This window comes from Azoarcus sp. Soil_N_20, from assembly GCF_057656155.1.
In genome coordinates this window covers 1-18070 of sequence record NZ_JBDGKX010000021.1, presented here as the reverse complement: position 1 = coordinate 18070, position 18070 = coordinate 1, and the positions used below count along the sequence as shown (strand labels likewise).

Genomic DNA, 18070 nt, shown 5'->3' with positions numbered 1-18070 from the left:
CGGCATGACTTGCTCTGCGTCGGCAGCGTTGAACGTGGGAGTGAGCGGCCTGCGCGGCTCTTGGCGCAGGTCCGCTCGACTGCCACCTTCGCCGTCTTAGCGCTCACTTGAGAAATTTCTCGTAGTCGGCCTTTACGCCGCTTGGAACACTCGCTGGATCGATGAGTGCCAAGTTCTGTTTGAATCGTTGGCGGCAAGATGGAAAGCTGTTGAGACGCTGCCCTAATGTGGTTGCTGGTGACGACGCGATGCGAATCATCGTAGCGATTTCGCGGGGCGAGAACGACTTTATGATCTGGTCGTAGCTCGTAGCAGCGGCAAACGAAACACCGTATCTGTTGCCGACATTGCAACAAACGACAACCTGAACAAATGTCTCTTGCACTGTTTCTGGAACTGCGCCTTGTCGTGAGAGTTCGAGCAAGCGCTCAGCAAATGGAGGTTCGTTGTAGAAGTTGTTCGTCCCGTTGTGAACGTTCCAAAGACGTTCGACCGCACGATGGAAGACCGCATGTTGCTCGGATTCATTCAGTAATGTAAGAAGCCCGAGCTTCTCGAAGAACTGTAGCGACGCTGTATGTCGCGGCTCGTCACCTTTGGCGGCATACTCGCTGTGCTTGTTGATGAGATCCGAACGCAACGCGGCGGTGAATCCCGCTTTTAGCGAATTGCAGATATCAAACGCATTTAGTCGAGAAGGCTCGGAAGTATTTGGATCGCAGTAGATGCCATGAATCATCCCAACGAGCATTTGGCGTTGTGCGTCATGGGTTTCACCCAGTCGATGAACCCAGACACCGGACTGGTTTGCGTTGAAGCGTGCACCCTTAACCGCCGAAATAAAGGCGCCGATGTCGACGCCCTTCGGCGACGACGCATCAGCGAGCGCATAGCGAACACAACGATTTAAAAAGGTGGTGAACTCGCGGTCGTTTACCGTTCCGAGGGTGGGATGTGCGGCCGAAAAATTGTTTCGGACGTCGCGGCATTGATCCAGAAAAAAGAAACCGTCCTCATTGACGAGATTTAGTTTTAAGCACAGTTCTAGCAGTCGACTGTCTTGAAGTTCCAGCAGATGCTTTTCTTCGAAGTCTGACTGAGTAATCTGGGCAACGATTGGCAGGCCGAAATTTATTACCTTCGTTCGGAGTTGAAGGATCGCTGCATTCCAGATGTAATTCATTGCTCCATCAAAGAGCCCTGTACTTACAGCAACGCACATTCTGGCTACGAGTTCACCTCTCAGCGCTATAGGCACATCTCTAAGCTCACGTGGCAAATCGCGCCAAGCGTATTGAATTTCCTCATCACTCGCGAGAACGGTTCGCGGAATCCCCAGAGATGTAGTGAGCGCAGTGATCGCCGGCAGAATAGTTGTTGGTAGTGCCGGAAGCATAGGTTCAAGTGGATGTGGGACTATTGCGGACACAGGATCATCTCCAATGGTTGTAAGACGGCGAACGTTCAAGGTCAGGGCGCGGCGCGGAGCGGCTTCATCGCGCGGCGTCCAGTGACCGAAGGAGGCGGGGTCGAGCGGCAGTTAGGGCGCGATAGCTGGGATTCACGTTCACAAGACTCTATGCTTCTTGATTGCGCCAAGCCTTGAGTACAGCCGCGAAGTCAATGTCAACGGGATCGGTGATCCAGTGCTTGTAGAACGAAGCATCATCGCTGGCTGGCTTTGGGTCTGGGGTGTCGATGCGTATACGAGTAGGCATGAGGACCGAGTCCCCCAACAGCACGCATTCGCCTCTCCGAAGTGTTGAGAACAGGCTCGCTATTCCTCGCACCGAGTCTGGAAGGAGGCTCTTGACGTATGACTGGTCTTCGGGATTCGAAATGCGGAGGCATAGAAAGCTGTTGCACTGCGAGAGTATGGTTGACGAGACCTCTCGGGGACGTTGACTGATGACGGTAAGGCTTACACCGTATTTGCGCCCTTCCTTTGCTATTCGCTCAGCAGAGTGGCGGGCAGCTTCTGAGTCGGCATCGCGTTCGTTGAGATAGATGTGGGCTTCGTCAGCGAAGACCGCAATTGGATGCCGAGCCTTGTTGACCCGTCTGTACCAGTAGGCGAAGTCAAATATGCATCGGAGAATCAGAGAAATGACCGAGCCGCGAACGTCAAATGGAACAGGGCTAAGATCAATGACGACTATCTTCTTTCTGTCGCCTTGTCGTTCACCTAGTAGGCGACGGAAAAGGTCTTCCATCGAAGCGCTGGTTAAATAGGTCTTTGGCTTGAAAATAAGATCATATCGACGGTCGTTAAGCCGTGAGTCGATTCTCATGAGCAACCGAGTAAATTGACCGAAGAGTGGCCCTTGTTTCTCCTTTCCGGCAGCGCCGGGCACCATCTGAGTGTCTAGCTCTCTAAACTGCTTGAGTATTGCGTTGAAGTCGAAGAAGACAGGGGTGTCAATGGTGATCTTGGTTATCCCAAGCTTTCTATTCTCGTCTGGAGTTTCCTTGGCGGACTGAAGCACTTCCTTGAATTTAGCAATCTGATTAGGTGCAGCTGATTCGCTGCGATCTACCATGAGGCCAAGAATTTCTTCCGAATTCATTAACCAGTAGGGGAGCTCAAGGTCAGCAGCTGAAATGATGTCAGCGTCTTTCGCGAAGGCATCTGAATATTCGCCATGAAGATCAAATAGTACGACAGTTGCTTGTTTGAAGCTTGAGACTTTCTGGAGCAACGAGGCGACTGTCCATGACTTTCCGCCTCCCGTTTGGCCTAGTATTGCTGCATGTCGGGACAGAAAGGAATCGAGGTTGATTTTCGCCAATTGATCAGGTTGCAGTGACAATGTGCCAAGAGCGAAGTCGCCCTCAGCGTAACTGGCGAACACGGAACTGACTAGTTGCGGTGACGCAGCAAAGACTGGAGCGTTTACGGTGGGCAATACATCCGTTCCTCGTTCAAAGGTGCCTTTGCTTCCAATAGTACCAACAGGCACGGTCACCAGCGCTCGTGAAGTTGGATCGAGAAGAAGGGCGCCCGTCAGTGCTGCTTCCTTTGATTCTCCCGCGGAGTACCGCCCCTCCTTCATCGTGATCCCTACTACCATGCAGAGCAGGCTGGCGGCAGGTAGTGCAACCACTACAAACGTTCCTGGTTGGCCAATCACTACCGGTACAGGACCCAAGTCGCTCGGGAGATGAACCGTCATGTTCTCGGGTACGCCTGCTTCGCCTGTTTCGTCAGTCTTGTGGTCTACAACATTGACGAGAATCTCATCGCCGGATACACCGCAGACTTTACCGATCTGGTAGTTCATTTCTTCCTCCCTCAGTTAGAAAGCTTGAGCGAATTGATCGAATTGCCAAAGCGTCGTGGTATCAGTGGTTTGCGCTGCACCAGACCACGCGTGAGTTGGGAATGCCCCAGAGAATGTTGGCAACGCCTTGAATTCAGCCAACCCCGGTGGGTCGAATCCGCAAAGTGCCGTCAGCCGGCATCTGCCGGCGCGGAGTGCAGGCAATAAGATATTTTGGTTTATGTGCTCATCGCCATAGCTAAAACCGCAACTGATGAGGTATCTGCACTCACTACCGATAGTTCGACTTGTCAGTGCGAACAACTGGTCGTACGGTGGGCTCAGGGTATCCATTACCTTTCGTCGCCGTGGTAGCACCATCGTGCGCGGCGAAGTCGGAGCGAGTGAGGTGGGGTGTTGTTCCAGCACTTGGCCCCCGTCGACATACCACGATAAAGAGCCATGCAGTTTTACGAGCTTTACGACTAGACCTGCGTAAGGAACGAATCGCTGCGCATCACTGGCTCCGTGCAGCTGTCCGAAGCGGCCAATATCCAGGAAACCGGTTGTTGTTCCAGAGAAGCCATTCTCCAAGCGAACGCCAGCCATCGCTGCGGCAGTCTCAAGCAAAACGTCATAGTTGGTTGTGAATATCCAGACAGTGCTTGGTAGGCCAAACGTCCTGCGTTTTAGCCCCTGGAAGAATCTGACGTGATGATCAAAGTTTGGCGAGGACACTGACAGTAGCGCCTGGACAATTAGGTCCCTGAGGCGCCGTTCGAGGTTTGTGTATCTTGCATCTCCGGAGTTGAGCGCGTGCGCGATTGTCAGATCGGCAATCTCTTCTATGTTCGGCGTCGCTGTTGCGTCGTCGTACGTTTTACCGGTGGCATTCAGTGCGGCTGTGAGATCGGTCCTCTCGGTAGCTGTGAGTCCAGCGACGACCTGACGCGTCAATGTGGTCATCAGCGGGTAGCCCGCCTGAAATGAAGCGCCTGCTCCAAACAGGAAGCCAACTCCGTTTATCGACTGATTCATGCTGGGTAGCAGTTGCTCAAGAGTCAATGTCAATTTCGGATCCCCCTACATTCTTATCTGACTCTGATGTGCGCCCAGCTGTGCAAACAGCAGCTCGTGAGTGAGTGTAGACATCTTGAGCGGCGCAATTGAGCGGCGGAAGTCCGTAGCGGATGAATTCGCGCCCTAACGCGGAGGTCATCGGCGCAGCGCGGCTTTATCACGCAGCGTCCGGTGGACTGCAGGGTTATGCATTTTTCGCATACGCAGCAGATGTTTCATGGTCTATGACCGTCACCGTGTCTCCCTTGGTGAAAATGAAGTCCGGATGCACTGACTGGTTTGAGAAGTAGTTGTGCACACCCCGGAAACCACGGTGTGCGGTAACGAGTTCAATATCTTCATCGATAATGTACCCGTAGCAATCAAGGCCTTTCCCATAGAGGCCATCGCCACCGAGAGGGTAGTTCTCGTATTTTTCTTCGTTGTATTTGCTATCCAGGATTTTCACGAAAGCTTTTTCGGCGTCGGCAACCAACCATTCCTTTGGAGTTGCCGTCGGTAGATCAATTTCATCTCCATCCCCGAAATGTGAAATACCCAAGTCTTCTACATCAAAGAAAAATATGAATATTTCATCCGTTAGCCTGGCAGTTGGGGCTATCTGTGTTTCGTTACTCAGAATTCGCGCCCTATTTTTGTGCCCATTGTTAAATAGGCGAGAAAAGCTGTCTTGTTTCTTGGAGATGCCCACGTAGTACAACTGGTACTTCGTAAAATCTCTCACATCGAGGGTGCCAGAGACAGAAAAACGCTTGCGCCATAGATCGTAAAGAAATTTGTCCGTAGTGGCCCAGTAAAGGGGTTCTTTCATTTCCTCCCCATTCTCGAAGGCCCATATACGGAAAATCTGAGGCCCAATCTCGAACTCAACTTCTTTGTCTGAGCACATGGCGAGATCGTCTAGACGAACGGACAGACCTGTTCTTGTGATATCACCACACGACAAGGAAAACTCGAACCGATAGCTTTCTTCGTCAATGCGATAGTCACGAAAGAGTACTTCCTGGCGTTGGGCAAGCATATACAGCTTGCTACGACTTACGAATTCTCTTACGACGGGGTTCTTCCATAGCCATTCGGCGCATTGGTTTGATACAGGTGGATATACAAGCTTCAGGAAGTTGATGGACGATTTCATAGGATCAAAATGCATAACGTGTTTTGGGTACTGCCCCTTGCGCATTAGCCATGGTGCTTTCGTCTGTGGCAGTTTGGGCAAAGGGCCTCGGCATTCGCAACGGTGTCTTCACCGTCATTCGCCAGGAAGACTTTGTGATGCACTTCAAGGTAAGGGCTGTTATCCGAAGCCTTCAAAAACGGGGCCGGCTTACCGCAGCTTTCACATAACCCCTTGGCGCGGCTCAATACTTCCGCAACTACATCTGGATTTCTTAAAAAGGACAAACTCGTAACGTACTTTACCCGTGGTTTTGCTGGTGCATTTCTAAGCCTTCTTCTCCTGCCCGAAGGATCCCGAAGGGATTTGCGAACCCGCTCCTCAAAATCTTTGTTCGCATCGCGTTCGGCCTTCAAACTATGGAAAGTGAGGCCCAAATGCCTCATCGCCCTCTTCATCTGGTCCGTCGTGTATTGAATTGGCGGCACGTCGACGGTCAGAGCGTAGGTGTACTTCAATGGGTAAGGTTCGTTCTCGAAGGCAATAAACCAGTCAACTCTGTTCAGAGTCTGTCGCCAGGGTCGTTCGCCCGCGTTGTAGCGACGGACACCTCTGCGAATATCCGAGATATCAACTTTCGGAGCAGGCATAGATCCTTGCCCAACGTAGAGCTAACCGGCGCTGCGCGGCTTTATCGCGCAGCGTCCAGCAACCGGAGGGAGCGAGGTTGAGCGCCATGTTATGCCTTGCCATAGACCTCAGTAAGCTCCAAGACCCGCCTGAGAAAAGGCTCTGGCTCAAAGAAAGGCTCGTTGCCTCGAATGAGAATTGGCTCCGACGCAGCAGCTTCAAACACGCATTCGCCAACCATGTGCGAGCCATCGGGAGCTTGGGGTAAGACTCCATGAGGCAAAGCAATTTCTGCAATAAGCGCCGACATGGCCGTAAGACGGTAATCGGCTGCCATCGCACGGTAATGTTGCCTCGGAAACCGCTTGGCCAGAAGGAACATTCTGCCTTCCCAGCCTCGGTTTTCTTCTGGAATGTCGTGAACCGCATCTGAAATCTCAAGCAGATCATCAGCGGAGAATCGATCAGAGTTGAGGCGAGCAATCATATCCAGTTCGGTTTGTGTGATCGGCTTCTGTTTAGACATCAGGGTGGATTCCAAAAAGCATAACGAGTTGCAGACCGCAAATCTGCAAACTTCCCTGTTTCCACGCTGCATATCCGGTCAAACCCTGCAGCGCTATATGTCTGTAAATTATCGGTTTTCATGGCATTCGAGTTTTATTGACCTTCATAAACAAACCACCAAACCCGGCAGACCGCTCGCATGTCCACCGACCGCCTATTGCCCTTGACCTTCATCCGGGTTCGAGTATCCAGTGCGCGTTCATTTCACCTGACCAGCAGCTGGTTACACACACCTCAGTGCATGCTCCGTCAACGTCGAATCTCCCCCGTCTGATACGTTCGGGCACGCCGTACCGCTGATTGCAGTGGACAGTGCCTTGCTCAGCTTCGCGTGCAGGGTGCTGTACGGCGGGGCGCCTAGCTTGGGGATTCAGTATGCACGAGCTGTAACGTTTATTTACAACAATTATGCAGAGGGCGCTGCCGTACTGACAAGCGCATAACACGTTGGCAATGTGATTTTTATCACCACTTGGCGCTGCACGTTCGTAATGGTGCCGATCAGCCAAGAGCGATGGCGCTTCCACGTCAGGCCTGTGGCAGCCCGCAACGGTAGGACGATCGGGATGTTGGGGGGCATTGCGTGATGCCGGTAGCAACTGTGCCGTGGGCGGGGGAGGGCGGAACCGCCTGTGCTGTGGGCTTTGGGGTTTCGCAGAGCGTCGCCCTGCGCCGCCGGAGAGGTGTCGTGCGGCGGAGAATCTGGGCCGGGGTGGGGGCAGCGCCACGCCTCTACGAAACCCATCCCCACCCCAGCCCTCCCCTTGAAGGGGAGGGAGTCGCCGTGCCGTGATCCGCTCGGTATCGCCTAATTGATTACGGGGTTAATGGAAGGACACCCATTCCGCCGCGAGGTGGTCCTGCCGCCGAGCCTGCTTCGAGAAGTCTCTCAGGCCGCCACCGGACTCACCGCGCGCATCAGACCGGAGAACGACATCGTCTCCGGCTCCGGTGCGGCGTAGCGGCCGCGGTAGAAGAGCAGGGGGGCGCGGTCGTGTACGTCGAAGCGCTGCACGCGGCCGACCAGGATCAGGTGGTCGCCGCCGTCGTAGCGGTGCTCGGTCGAGCATTCGAACACGGTGGCGCAGCCGTCGAGCAGGGGCGCATCGCCGATTCCGGAGCCGAGCTCGAGGCCGGAGAATTTATCGCTGGCGGCGCGCGCGAAGCGGTCGGACAGGCCCTGTTGCGAGCTGGCGAGCACGTGCACGGCAAAGTGGTCTGCGGCGCTGAACGCGGCAAGGCTGTATGAATTCTTCGCCAGGCTCCACAGGATCAGCGGCGGATCGAGCGAGACCGAGGCGAAGCTGTTGACGGTGACGCCGACCGGCTCACCTTCGGTGCCGCGGGTGGTGACGATGGTGACGCCGGTGGCGAAGTGGCCGAGCGCGCCGCGGAAGTGTCGGGGGTCGAACATGTTGGGTCTCCTCTGGGGGGAAGGCCGCCGCCCGGGGCGTGCCCGGGGCGGGGCGCGGGCTTATGCGGCGACCGCTTCCATCTCGCGCTGCATCAGGCGTTCGGCGGCGGCGGGGTCGAACCAGTATTCGGCGTAGTCGCGCGGGTCGTTGAAGCCGTTGGCGATGCGCGAGGCGAGCGCGGGGGCGTGCTGCGCGGTGGCGAGCAGCTTGACGATGTAGTCCGGCGGCGGGAACAGCAGGCTGTTGGTCCAGCGCACCACCTTCTCGGCATAGCCGTTGTACAGCGCATCGAAAGTCTGGCGCATCCAGGCCTCGTCGAAGGCGGCGCCGCCGCGGGCGAGGATGGCGTCGTAGTAATGTTTGGCGCCCTTGGTCGCGTTGTTCGAGCCCTGGCCGGTGATCGGGTCGTTCACCAGCACCGCGTCGCCCATGCCGAACACCTTGCGCCCGGAGGGCAGGGTGAGCACCGCGTTGCGCACCGTCGGCGTGATCCGGCCGGCGAGGATGCCGTTGGCGTCGGTGAGCTGGCAGTCGCGGCTGCGCTCGTATTCCCACGGGGTGAAGGTCTTGAGGATCTCGAGGCTCTTCTCGAGGTGCTGCTCGGGGGTCTTCACCTCGCTCCAGCAGTCCATCGGCCCGCCCGGCACGCCCTCGAACACCATGATGTCGCAGGCCTGGGTGCCGCTGGCGCCGTGGGTGGTCAGCGCCGGAAACACGAAGTACTCCCCCACACCCGGGATCAGGTTGAAGTTTACGCACTCGTAGTAGTCGTGGCGCTTCATGCCGGTGACGTAGGTGAGGGCGAGCTGGCGCATCGGCTGGCGCACCGGCGAGCGGCTGTCGTCGCGGCCGAGCAGGTTCACGATCTCGCCCTTGCCGCCGGCGAGCAGCACCAGCTCGTGGGCGGCGGTGAGTGCCTCGAGCTGCGGCACGCCGACATCCTCGAAGCGCAGTTCGCCGCCGCGGCGCACGAACTCCTTCATCCAGCCCGGCATCTTCACCCGCTGGTCCACCGACTGCCCCGGCGCATGCAGGCGGGCGTGCCAGTGGATCGCCTTGTTGCCGCTGCCGTCGGGGGTCGGGATCGAGAAGCCGATGCCGTCGGTGTTCGGACAGTCCTGCTCCCACTGGTTCATGCCGAAGTCGCGCTCGATCTGCAGCGCGGGGTCGAAGATGAACTGGGAGGACATCACCTTGCCGTTCCAGATGTCTTCGGCGCTGCGGTTGGTGACGATGGTCACCGCATAGCCCTTGTCGAGCAGGGCGCAGCCGAGCAGCAGGCCGGCCTGGCCGGCGCCGACGATGGCAACGGAACGGGGGGTGATCGAATCGTGGTCGAGTTGCATGTGTGTCTCCTCTGGTGTTGGGGGCGGGGCGGCAGGTTGAGGGCGGGCGCTCAGTCCATCAGCCGGGTGATCGCGGCCGCCCGGCCTTCGGGGCCGAGCGCGGTGTAGCCGCCGTCGCAGGCGTAGTCGCTGCCGGTGACGAAGCTGGCGTGGTCGGAGAGCAGGAAGCTCACCACCTGGGCCACCTCCTCGGGCAGGCCGAGGCGACCGAGCATGTGGTAGTCGGCGGCGACGCGGTCGGCCTTGGCCCTGTCGCCTGCGGCGAGGGTTTCGATGATCGAGGACCAGGTCCAGCCGGGCGAGACCGAATTGACCCGGATGCGGTCGGCGGCCAGGTCGTTGGCGGCTGCGCGGGTGAGCTGCTGCATCGCGGCCTTGCTCACCGGGTAGAGCCAGCGCCCGGCCTGGGCCGCGGTGGCCGAAATCGAGGCGAAATTCACCACCGCACCGCCGCCGCGCTTGACCATCTCCGGGCGGCAGGCCTGCAGCATCATCGCCGCGCCGACCAGGTTGACGTCGAGCGCCTGGGCCCACTCCGCGCGGGTCGACGCGGCGCCGTTATCGACATAGGTGCAGGCGCAATTGACCAGGTAGTCGATACCGCCGAACGCGGTCACGGTGTCGGCCACGCATTGCGCGATGCGGCCGTCGTCGGCGACGTCGGTGTGGTGGAAGCGGGCGGCCGGCCCGAGGCGGTCGGCTGCCGCCGCGCCCTTGTGTGCGTCGATGTCGGCCAGTACGACGCGTGCGCCATGGGCGATCAGGTCGCGTGCAACGGCTTCGCCGATCATGGTGGCGCCACCGGTCACGATGGCGACCTTGCCTTGGATCCCTTTCATCTGCTGTGTCCTCCGGTCGGTGACGCCACCGCGGGCGTCCTTGGGACACAGTGTTCATTTCAGGGGTGTGACCGGGTATCCGCTTTGCGCGATTGTCTTGTCCGGATCGCGCAGAGTTGGGGGGTGGGGTTCAGTTGCACCGCTGACGGCTGGCGGTCTGCGACGGGGTTTCGCCGAAGCGCGCCTTGTAATAGGCGGAGAAGCGGCCAAGATGGGCGAAGCCGTAGCGGTGTGCGAGCACGGCGACCTTGTCCGAGCCGGGCGCGGCGCCGGCCAGCGCCTTGCGCACGCGGTCGAGCCGGACTTCGCGCAAATACACCAGCGGGGAGCTGTCGCAATGCCTGCGGAAACCTTCCTCGAGCGCGCGGATACTGACGCAGGCGGCGCGGGCGATGTCCCCGACATTGATCGCATCCTCGAGATGGCTCTCGATATAGTCGATCGCGCGCTGCACGTGGCGTGGCAGCGCGGCATCCTGCGGCTGGTTGAGGCGCTCGCTGTAGTTGTGGCGGTGCAGTTGCAGCAGGCCGCGGATCAGGCAGTCCTCCAGCCCGGCGACGGTGGGGCGAAAGCGCAGCCAGTCGGCGCCGCACTGGTCGATATTTTCCGCGAGGTCGATCAGCATCCGGCACCAGCTTCGGGTCATGCCTTCGCGTTGCGACAGCGCGACATCGAAGCTGAGCGGCGCCTTCAGCGGTTCGCCGAGGTGTTCTTCGAGCCGCCGTTCGAGCGAATGACGCGGTATCCACAGCATCAGCTGGCGGTTGTCGTGCTGCCAGCGCATCCGGGTGGGTTCGTGCGGGTTGAGAATGCTCGCCGTCGCCGGGGAGGAATGGACCTCCTGCGTGCCGCAGCGGATCCGGGCGGTGCCATGGAGCGGGATCTGCACCAGGTAGAAACTCTCGAGGCAGCCCGGAAGAATGTCGACCTCGGTACCATAGGTCAGGTAATTGAGCGCGGTCTCGCCGAGCTTCACCATGTTGTGGCGCGAGGCGAAGGGGGTATGGGTGCTGACCGGGCGCAGTTCGTGCGGACAGAACACGCGCGCGACCTTGAGCCGCGCCTCGTCCGCGTCGCGCGAGCTGAAGAAGGGAAAGGCCGCGAGCGGCTCCGCGAGGCGGAAGGTCTCGGGCGCGTTCATGCCGCCTCCCGGGCGGGAAGCGGAACAGGCGATGGCTGTTTCGGGAGGCGTTCGGTCATCACTGGCTCCGACAAGCTGCGTGCTGGGCGATTAACGTATAGTTATAAACAATTTATAAGCAAACTTGCGTGATTCGCAAGCTGGTTTTTTTTATGGCGTGCGTGCCTGCTGGTCGAAACGAGACCCGGAGTGTTCTATGAAGGGGCATGGGAGTGGTGAAACGATGACGGACGACTCGCCCGTGCAGGCGGTACCGGCCGAGGGCCGGGACGGACGCTTTGTCGACAGCTATCTGGCCTTCCTGCTCGCTCAGGCGAGCAGCCGGATCTCGCGCGAGTTTCATCGCGAGGTCGAGGCGGTGGGCCTGTCGGTGACCGAGTGGCGGGTGCTGGCGAGTCTGGAGGGTAGCGAGGGCGAGAGCATCGGCGTGCTCAGCCAGCTGACCCTGACCAAGCAGCCGACCTTGAGCAAGGTGGTTCAGCGCATGGAGGCGGAGGGCATCGTCGCCCGTACCCGGGTGCGCACCGACCGACGCCAGACCGTGGTGCGGATCACGCCCAAGGGACACCGGCTGACCGACGCCCTGCGCGAGCGCGCCATCGAGCATCAGAAGCTGGTGCTCGAGCCCTTCGGTCAGGACAACGCGCGGATGTTGATTTCCATGCTGAAGGCGCTGCTCGCACTTCATCCGCCAGTCGTGCCTGTCGACGACTAAGCTACAGCAAGATCGAGCAAGGACTGGTCAGTACGTTTCTTTCGAAGTGCTTGTTGACTTGATAGTTTAGATATGAAATATTGCGCACTAAACAAGAACGCTTGATCTCGCCGGTTCCGGCCCTTTCCCCTAGGGTGTCCGGGCGGCTCAACACTGAAGGAGCAACAGCATGCGCATCGTGTGTATTGGTGGCGGCCCGGCGGGTCTGTATTTCGCGATCCTGATGAAGAAGCTGAACCCGGCACATCAGATCACCGTGGTCGAACGCAACAAGGCTTACGACACCTTCGGCTGGGGTGTGGTCTTTTCCGATGCGACCATGGACAACATGCGTGAGTGGGATCCGGTGACGGCGGACGCGATCCAGGTCGCGTTCAATCACTGGGACGACATCGAACTGCATTTCAAGGGGCGGTCGATCCGCAGCGGCGGCCACGGCTTCGTCGGTATCGGGCGCAAGAAGATGCTCAACATCCTGCAGGAGCGTTGCGAGCAGATGGGCGTCGAGCTGGTGTTCGAGACCGACGTCGATTCCGATCTCGAGTACCCGGATGCGGACCTGATCATCGCCTCCGACGGCATCAACTCGAAGATCCGCAATCGATATGAAGAGGTCTTCAAGCCCGACATCGTTGGCCGTCCGAACCGCTACATCTGGCTCGGCACCAACAAGCTCTACGACGCCTTCAACTTCATTTTCGAGAAGACCGAGCACGGCTGGTTCCAGGCCCACATCTACAAGTTCGACGACACCACGACCACCTTCATCGTCGAGTGCCCGGAGCATGTGTGGCTGGCGCACGGCCTGGACAAGGCCGATCAGGCCGAATCGATCGCCTTCTGCGAGAAGCTGTTCGAGAAGCATCTCGACGGCCATGCCCTGATGACCAACGCCCGCCACCTGCGCGGCTCGGCCTGGCTGAATTTCCAGCGCGTGAAGTGCGACCAGTGGCATCACTACAACGGCAAGAGCCACGTGGTGCTGATGGGCGACGCGGTGCACACCGCGCACTTCGCGATCGGCTCGGGGACCAAGCTGGCGCTCGAGGATGCGATCGAGCTCACGCGGCTGTTCAAGGAAGAGGGCGACACCCGCGAACACATCCCCGAGGTGCTGGCGAAGTACCAGGAAGTGCGCAACGTCGATGTGCTGCGTCTGCAGAATGCGGCGTGGAACGCGATGGAGTGGTTCGAGGTGTGCGACGCGCGCTACTGCGACACGCTGGAGCCGGAGCAGTTCATGTACTCGATGCTGACTCGTTCGCAGCGCATCTCGCATGAGAACCTGCGCCTGCGCGACGCCGGCTGGCTGGAAGGTTACGAGCGCTGGTTCGCACAGAAGGCCGGGGTGCCGGTGGCCGCCGACCAGCCCGCACCGCCGCCGATGTTCACCCCGTTCAAGCTGCGGGGCCTGACCCTGCCGAACCGGGTGATCATGTCGCCGATGGCGATGTACTCGGCCGAGGATGGCACGGCCAACGATTTTCACCTGGTCCATTTCGGCTCCCGTGCGCTGGGCGGCACCGGCCTGTTGTACACCGAGATGACCTGCGTGTCGCCCGACGCCCGCATCACCCCGGGTTGTGCCGGCATGTACAAGCCGGAGCATGTCAATGCGTGGCGGCGCATCGTCGATTTCGTCCATGCCAATTCGAACGCCAAGATGGGCATCCAGCTCGGCCATGCCGGACGCAAGGGTTCGACCAAATTGGCGTGGGAGGGCATCGACCAGCCGCTCGAGGCGGGCAACTGGGATCTGATCTCGGCGTCGCCGCTGCCCTACCTGTCGCATTCGCAGGTGCCGCGCGAGATGGATCGCGACGACATGGACCGGGTCAAGACCGATTTCGTGCGCGCCACCAAAATGGCGGTCGAGGCCGGCTTTGACATCCTCGAGTTCCACTGCGCGCACGGTTATCTGTTGTCGAGCTTCCTGTCGCCGCTAACCAACCGGCGCAAGGACGAGTACGGCGGCAGCATCGAGAATCGCGCCCGCTATCCGCTCGAGGTGTTCCGTGCGATGCGTGCGGTGTGGCCGGCGGACAAGCCGATGTCGGTGCGCCTGTCGTGTCACGACTGGTTCCCCGGCGGCAACACCGCCGACGACGCGGTGGCGATCGCGCGGCTGTTCAAGGAGGCGGGCGCCGACATCATCGACTGCTCGTCGGGTCAGGTGTGGAAGGGCGAAAAGCCGGTGTTCGGGCGCATGTTCCAGACCCCGTTCGCCGACCGCATCCGCAACGAGGTCGGGATTCCGACCATCGCGGTGGGCGCGATCTTCGAGGCCGACCATGTGAACAGCATCATCGGCGCGGGCCGCGCCGACCTGTGCGCGATCGCCCGTCCGCACCTGGCCGACCCGTCCTGGGTGCTGCACGAGGCGGCGAAGATCGAGTACAAGGCCCAGGCGTGGCCGAAGCAGTACATGTCGGCGCGCGGGCAGTATGAGAGCAATCTCAAGCGCAGTTACGTTGCGCCTGGGAAGTGATTGGCTTGATCGGGGCATGGGGGGTGAGAGCTTCGTTGTTCTCGACCTGCGTGCCTTGGGGAGCGGGGCGGGGTGTTTTCTCCGCGGGCTGCGGAACTCGCCCTTCGGGCTCAGACAGTCCTCACCCGCTGCGCAAACACCTCACCCCACTCTTCGAAGTGGGGTGCAGGCGCGGCGTATGAGGCGAAGTCAAAACCAAATACTTGGGAAGGTGGGGTGCAATGAACGCAAGCCCTGAAAGTAACAGTGAGATGGCTCTGCCGCTCGCGGGTCGCCACGCCGTGGTGACCGGTGCTGGTAGCGGTATCGGTGAGGCGATTGCGGTCGAGCTTGCAGGTCTCGGCGCCAGGTTGACGCTTGTCGGGCGCCGCGCCGAGCCGCTGGAAGCCACCCGCGCGAAGTTGGCAGGGCAGGGGCATGGCGTTGCCGTGGCGGACATCACCGACCACGCCGGCATCGTCGCGGCGCTGGCCGGGGCCGCAGAGGAGCGTGGGCCGATCGCGATCCTGATCAATAACGCCGGTGCGGCCAAGAGCGCGCCCGCGGGCAAGACCACGCCAGAACTGTGGAACGAGATGCTGACGGTGAATCTCACCGGCACCTTCAACTGCACGCACGCGGTACTGCCCGGCATGCAGTCCGCACGCTGGGGGCGCATCGTCAATATCGCCAGCACCGCCGGACTGGTGGGGTATGCCTATGTGTCGGCCTACTGCGCCGCCAAGCACGGCGTGATCGGCTTCACCCGCGCGGTGGCGCTGGAGGTGGCGAAGCAGGGGATCACCGTGAATGCGGTGTGCCCCGGCTATACCGACACCCCGCTGCTTGGTGGTGCCGTAGACAACATCGTGGCCAAGACTGGCCGCAGCAGCGACGAGGCCAAGACCACGCTGGCCGCGAGCAACCCGCAGGGCCGCCTGGTGCAGCCCGAGGATGTCGCAAGAACGGTGGGCTGGCTGTGCCTGCCCGGGTCGGAGGCGATTCACGGGCAGTCGATTCCGGTTGCCGGCGGCGAAGTCATGGCCGGATAGATCTACGAATGAACATGCACGCCCATGAACAGGCACCAAACAAGGTGAGTGTGCCGGGTGTTTGCGCAGCGGCGAGGACTGTCTGAGCCCGAAGGGCGAGTTCCGCAGCCGCGGAGAAAATACCCGGCGCGCTCACCGAAAGCGCAGGCACATCAGCCCGGCGCTGTAGCAACGAGAGGACCACGGACCCACCACCCCGCGGCGACCCGCAAGACAGAGAAACACGAAGGAGCGAGACCATGGCAGAACTTTCGATGAACGATCACAAGCGCCAATTCAAGGACTATCCCGCACGCCACTTCAAGTGGGAATGCTCCGACGATGGCCGGGTGGCCACCATCACCCTGAACCGCCCGGACAAGAAGAACCCGCTCACCTTCGACTCCTACGCCGAACTGCGCAACCTGTTCCGCGACCTCACCTACGCCAGCGACGTGCGCGCCGTGGTCATCCAGGGCGCCGGCGGCAACTTCTGCTCCGGCGGTGACGTGTTCGAAATCATCGAACCGCTCACCAAGATGAGCATGCACGAACTGCTCGAATTCACCCGCATGACCGGCGACCTCGTCAAAGCCATGCGCCGCGCCCCGCAACCCATCATCTCCGCCATCGACGGCATCTGCGCCGGCGCCGGCGCGATGGTCGCGCTCGCCTCCGACTTCCGCATTGGCACCCCCGAGACCAAGACCGCCTACCTCTTTACCCGCGTCGGCCTCGCCGGCGCCGACATGGGCGCCTGCGGTCTCCTGCCGCGCATGATCGGCCAGGGTCGCGCCACCGAACTGCTGATGACCGGCCGCGCCATGAGCGCCGACGAAGGTCTCGCCTGGGGCTTCTTCAGCGCGTTGCATCCCTCCGCCGACGTGCTCGCCGAAGCGCAGAAACTCGCCCGCAACCTCGCCGACGGCCCGTGGTTCGCCCACACCGTCACCAAGACCATGATCAACCAGGAATGGGCCATGGGCATCGAGGAAATGATCGAATCCGAAGCCCAGGCCCAGGCCATCTGCATGATGACCGGCGACTTCAAGCGCGCCTTCGAAGCCTTTGCATCGAAGCAGAAACCGAAATTCGAAGGCAATTGATCGCTTGACGCCCAGGGTAAAAGGAAAAGGCCCTCTGATGGACAGAACAATACTCGACCTGCCGTTCTACGGCCCCGAACACCGCCAGCTGTCCGACGCGATCTTCGACTGGGCATCGTCCGCAATGCCGGCGATCGATCACCACGACACCGACAACGCCTGCCGCCAGCTCGTCGCCGCGCTCGGCAAGGCCGGCTTTCTGCGCTACGCGGTGCCGGCGGCCTACGGTGGCGCGCTGACCGAACTCGATTCGCGCTCGCTGTGCATCGCCCGCGAAACGCTGGCCTACCACGACGGCCTTGCCGACTTTGCCTTCGCCATGCAGGGCCTGGGCACCGGTGCGATCACGCTGTCTGGCAGCGAAGCGCTCAAGCACCATGTGCTGCCCAAGGTGGCAGCCGGCGAGTGGATCGCCGCCTTCGCCTTGACCGAGCCGGAAGCCGGGTCGGATGTCGGTGCGATGGCCTGCGAGGCGCGGCTGGAAGGTGACCACTATGTGCTCAACGGCGAAAAAACCTGGATCTCCAACGGCGGCATCGCCGATGTGTACTGCGTCTTCGCCCGCACCGGCGAGGCGCCGGGCACCCGCGGCATCTCCGCCTTCGTCGTCTATCCCGAGATGCCCGGCTTCGAAATCGCCGAGCGGCTCGAGGTGATCGCCCCCCACCCGCTCGCACGCCTGCGCTTCACCGACATGAAAGTGCCGGTCGCCAACCGCCTCGGCGCAGCGGGCGACGGCTTCAAGGTCGCGATGCGCACGCTCGACATCTTCCGTTCCTCGGTCGCCGCGGCTGCACTCGGTTTCGCCCGCCGCGCGCTCGACGAAGCACTGACCCACGCCCGCAGCCGGCCGATGTTCGGTCATACCCTGGCCGACTTCCAGCTCACCCAGGCCAAACTGGGCGACATGGCCACCGACATCGAGGCCGCCGCGCTGCTCACCGCGCGTGCCGCATGGCGGCGTGACGTGCAGAAGCTGCCGACCACCCGCGAAGCGGCGATGGCCAAGATGACCGCCACCGAGAACGCCCAGCGCGTGATCGACGCCGCGGTGCAGATGCACGGCGGGCAGGGCGTGCGCGTCGGGGTCAAGGTCGAGTCTTTGTACCGCGAGATCCGCGCGCTGCGCATCTACGAAGGCGCGACCGAGGTGCAGAAGCTGATCGTCGCCCGCGAATTGCTGAAGTAATCCAGCCCGCCACCCATCCCCCAACGGAGCCAACAGAACATGAGCAAGATCCACTTTGACTGGGCCGACCCCTTCCATCTCGACGGCCAACTGACCGAGACCGAGCGCCTGGTGCGCGACGCGGCCCGTGCCTACAGTCAGGACCGGTTGCTGCCGCGGGTGCAGGA

The 18070-nt window shown here is 60.6% G+C and carries 15 protein-coding genes and 1 pseudogene; 6 read left to right on the top strand and 10 right to left on the bottom strand.

Annotated features, from left to right (window positions below; all coding sequences use genetic code 11):
- Positions 1-103 precede the first annotated feature (103 nt).
- The 10 genes from AC3A35_RS25275 to AC3A35_RS25230 all read right to left on the bottom strand — a co-directional run bounded on the left by AC3A35_RS25275 (position 104) and on the right by AC3A35_RS25230 (position 11395).
- Positions 104-1183 carry a hypothetical protein gene (locus tag AC3A35_RS25275; RefSeq protein WP_487439306.1) on the bottom strand — a complete coding sequence of 360 codons (1080 nt, stop codon included), beginning with the start codon at positions 1181-1183 and terminating at the stop codon, positions 104-106.
- 394 nt (positions 1184-1577) lie between these two features.
- Positions 1578-3281 carry an ATP-binding protein gene (locus AC3A35_RS25270; protein WP_487439305.1) on the bottom strand — a complete coding sequence of 568 codons (1704 nt, stop codon included), beginning with the start codon at positions 3279-3281 and terminating at the stop codon, positions 1578-1580.
- A gap of 15 nt (positions 3282-3296) precedes the next feature.
- A complete protein-coding gene (locus tag AC3A35_RS25265) occupies positions 3297-4298 on the bottom strand; it encodes an SIR2 family protein (RefSeq protein ID WP_487439304.1) in 1002 nt (333 codons plus the stop codon).
- Positions 4299-4524: 226 nt separating this feature from the next.
- Complete coding sequence (locus tag AC3A35_RS25260; RefSeq protein WP_487439303.1) at positions 4525-5478, bottom strand: hypothetical protein; 954 nt, start codon at positions 5476-5478, stop codon at positions 4525-4527.
- Between the two features lie 44 nt (positions 5479-5522).
- Entirely contained in the window at positions 5523-5975 is a 453-nt protein-coding gene (locus tag AC3A35_RS25255) for an HNH endonuclease (protein WP_487439302.1), read from the bottom strand.
- Positions 5976-6196: 221 nt separating this feature from the next.
- Positions 6197-6613, bottom strand: a complete 417-nt coding sequence (locus tag AC3A35_RS25250) for a hypothetical protein (protein ID WP_487439301.1) — start codon at positions 6611-6613, stop codon at positions 6197-6199.
- A gap of 930 nt (positions 6614-7543) precedes the next feature.
- Positions 7544-8068, bottom strand: coding sequence for a flavin reductase family protein (locus AC3A35_RS25245; RefSeq protein ID WP_487439300.1), 525 nt, complete (start codon positions 8066-8068; stop codon positions 7544-7546).
- Between the two features lie 60 nt (positions 8069-8128).
- Entirely contained in the window at positions 8129-9415 is a 1287-nt protein-coding gene (locus AC3A35_RS25240) for a styrene monooxygenase/indole monooxygenase family protein (protein WP_487439299.1), read from the bottom strand.
- Between the two features lie 50 nt (positions 9416-9465).
- Positions 9466-10254: an SDR family oxidoreductase gene (locus tag AC3A35_RS25235; RefSeq protein ID WP_487439298.1), complete on the bottom strand. Its 789-nt coding sequence runs from the start codon at positions 10252-10254 to the stop codon at positions 9466-9468.
- A gap of 130 nt (positions 10255-10384) precedes the next feature.
- Entirely contained in the window at positions 10385-11395 is a 1011-nt protein-coding gene (locus tag AC3A35_RS25230; protein WP_487439297.1) for an AraC family transcriptional regulator, read from the bottom strand.
- A gap of 223 nt (positions 11396-11618) precedes the next feature.
- Between AC3A35_RS25230 and AC3A35_RS25225 the strand changes: the two genes are divergently transcribed.
- The 6 genes and pseudogenes from AC3A35_RS25225 to AC3A35_RS25200 all read left to right on the top strand — a co-directional run.
- A complete protein-coding gene (locus AC3A35_RS25225; RefSeq protein WP_487439296.1) occupies positions 11619-12110 on the top strand; it encodes a MarR family winged helix-turn-helix transcriptional regulator in 492 nt (163 codons plus the stop codon).
- A gap of 169 nt (positions 12111-12279) precedes the next feature.
- A complete protein-coding gene (locus AC3A35_RS25220; protein WP_487439295.1) occupies positions 12280-14598 on the top strand; it encodes a bifunctional salicylyl-CoA 5-hydroxylase/oxidoreductase in 2319 nt (772 codons plus the stop codon).
- A gap of 221 nt (positions 14599-14819) precedes the next feature.
- On the top strand, positions 14820-15629 hold the full coding sequence (locus AC3A35_RS25215; protein ID WP_487439294.1) for an SDR family NAD(P)-dependent oxidoreductase: 810 nt from the start codon (positions 14820-14822) through the stop codon (positions 15627-15629).
- 239 nt (positions 15630-15868) lie between these two features.
- The gene (locus tag AC3A35_RS25210) at positions 15869-16714 is read left to right on the top strand and encodes an enoyl-CoA hydratase family protein (protein WP_487439293.1); all 846 of its coding nucleotides are present in this window, start codon (positions 15869-15871) and stop codon (positions 16712-16714) included.
- Between the two features lie 37 nt (positions 16715-16751).
- Complete coding sequence (locus AC3A35_RS25205; RefSeq protein WP_487439292.1) at positions 16752-17903, top strand: acyl-CoA dehydrogenase family protein; 1152 nt, start codon at positions 16752-16754, stop codon at positions 17901-17903.
- Positions 17904-17942: 39 nt separating this feature from the next.
- A pseudogene (locus AC3A35_RS25200) lies at positions 17943-18070 on the top strand (acyl-CoA dehydrogenase); the annotation flags it as partial.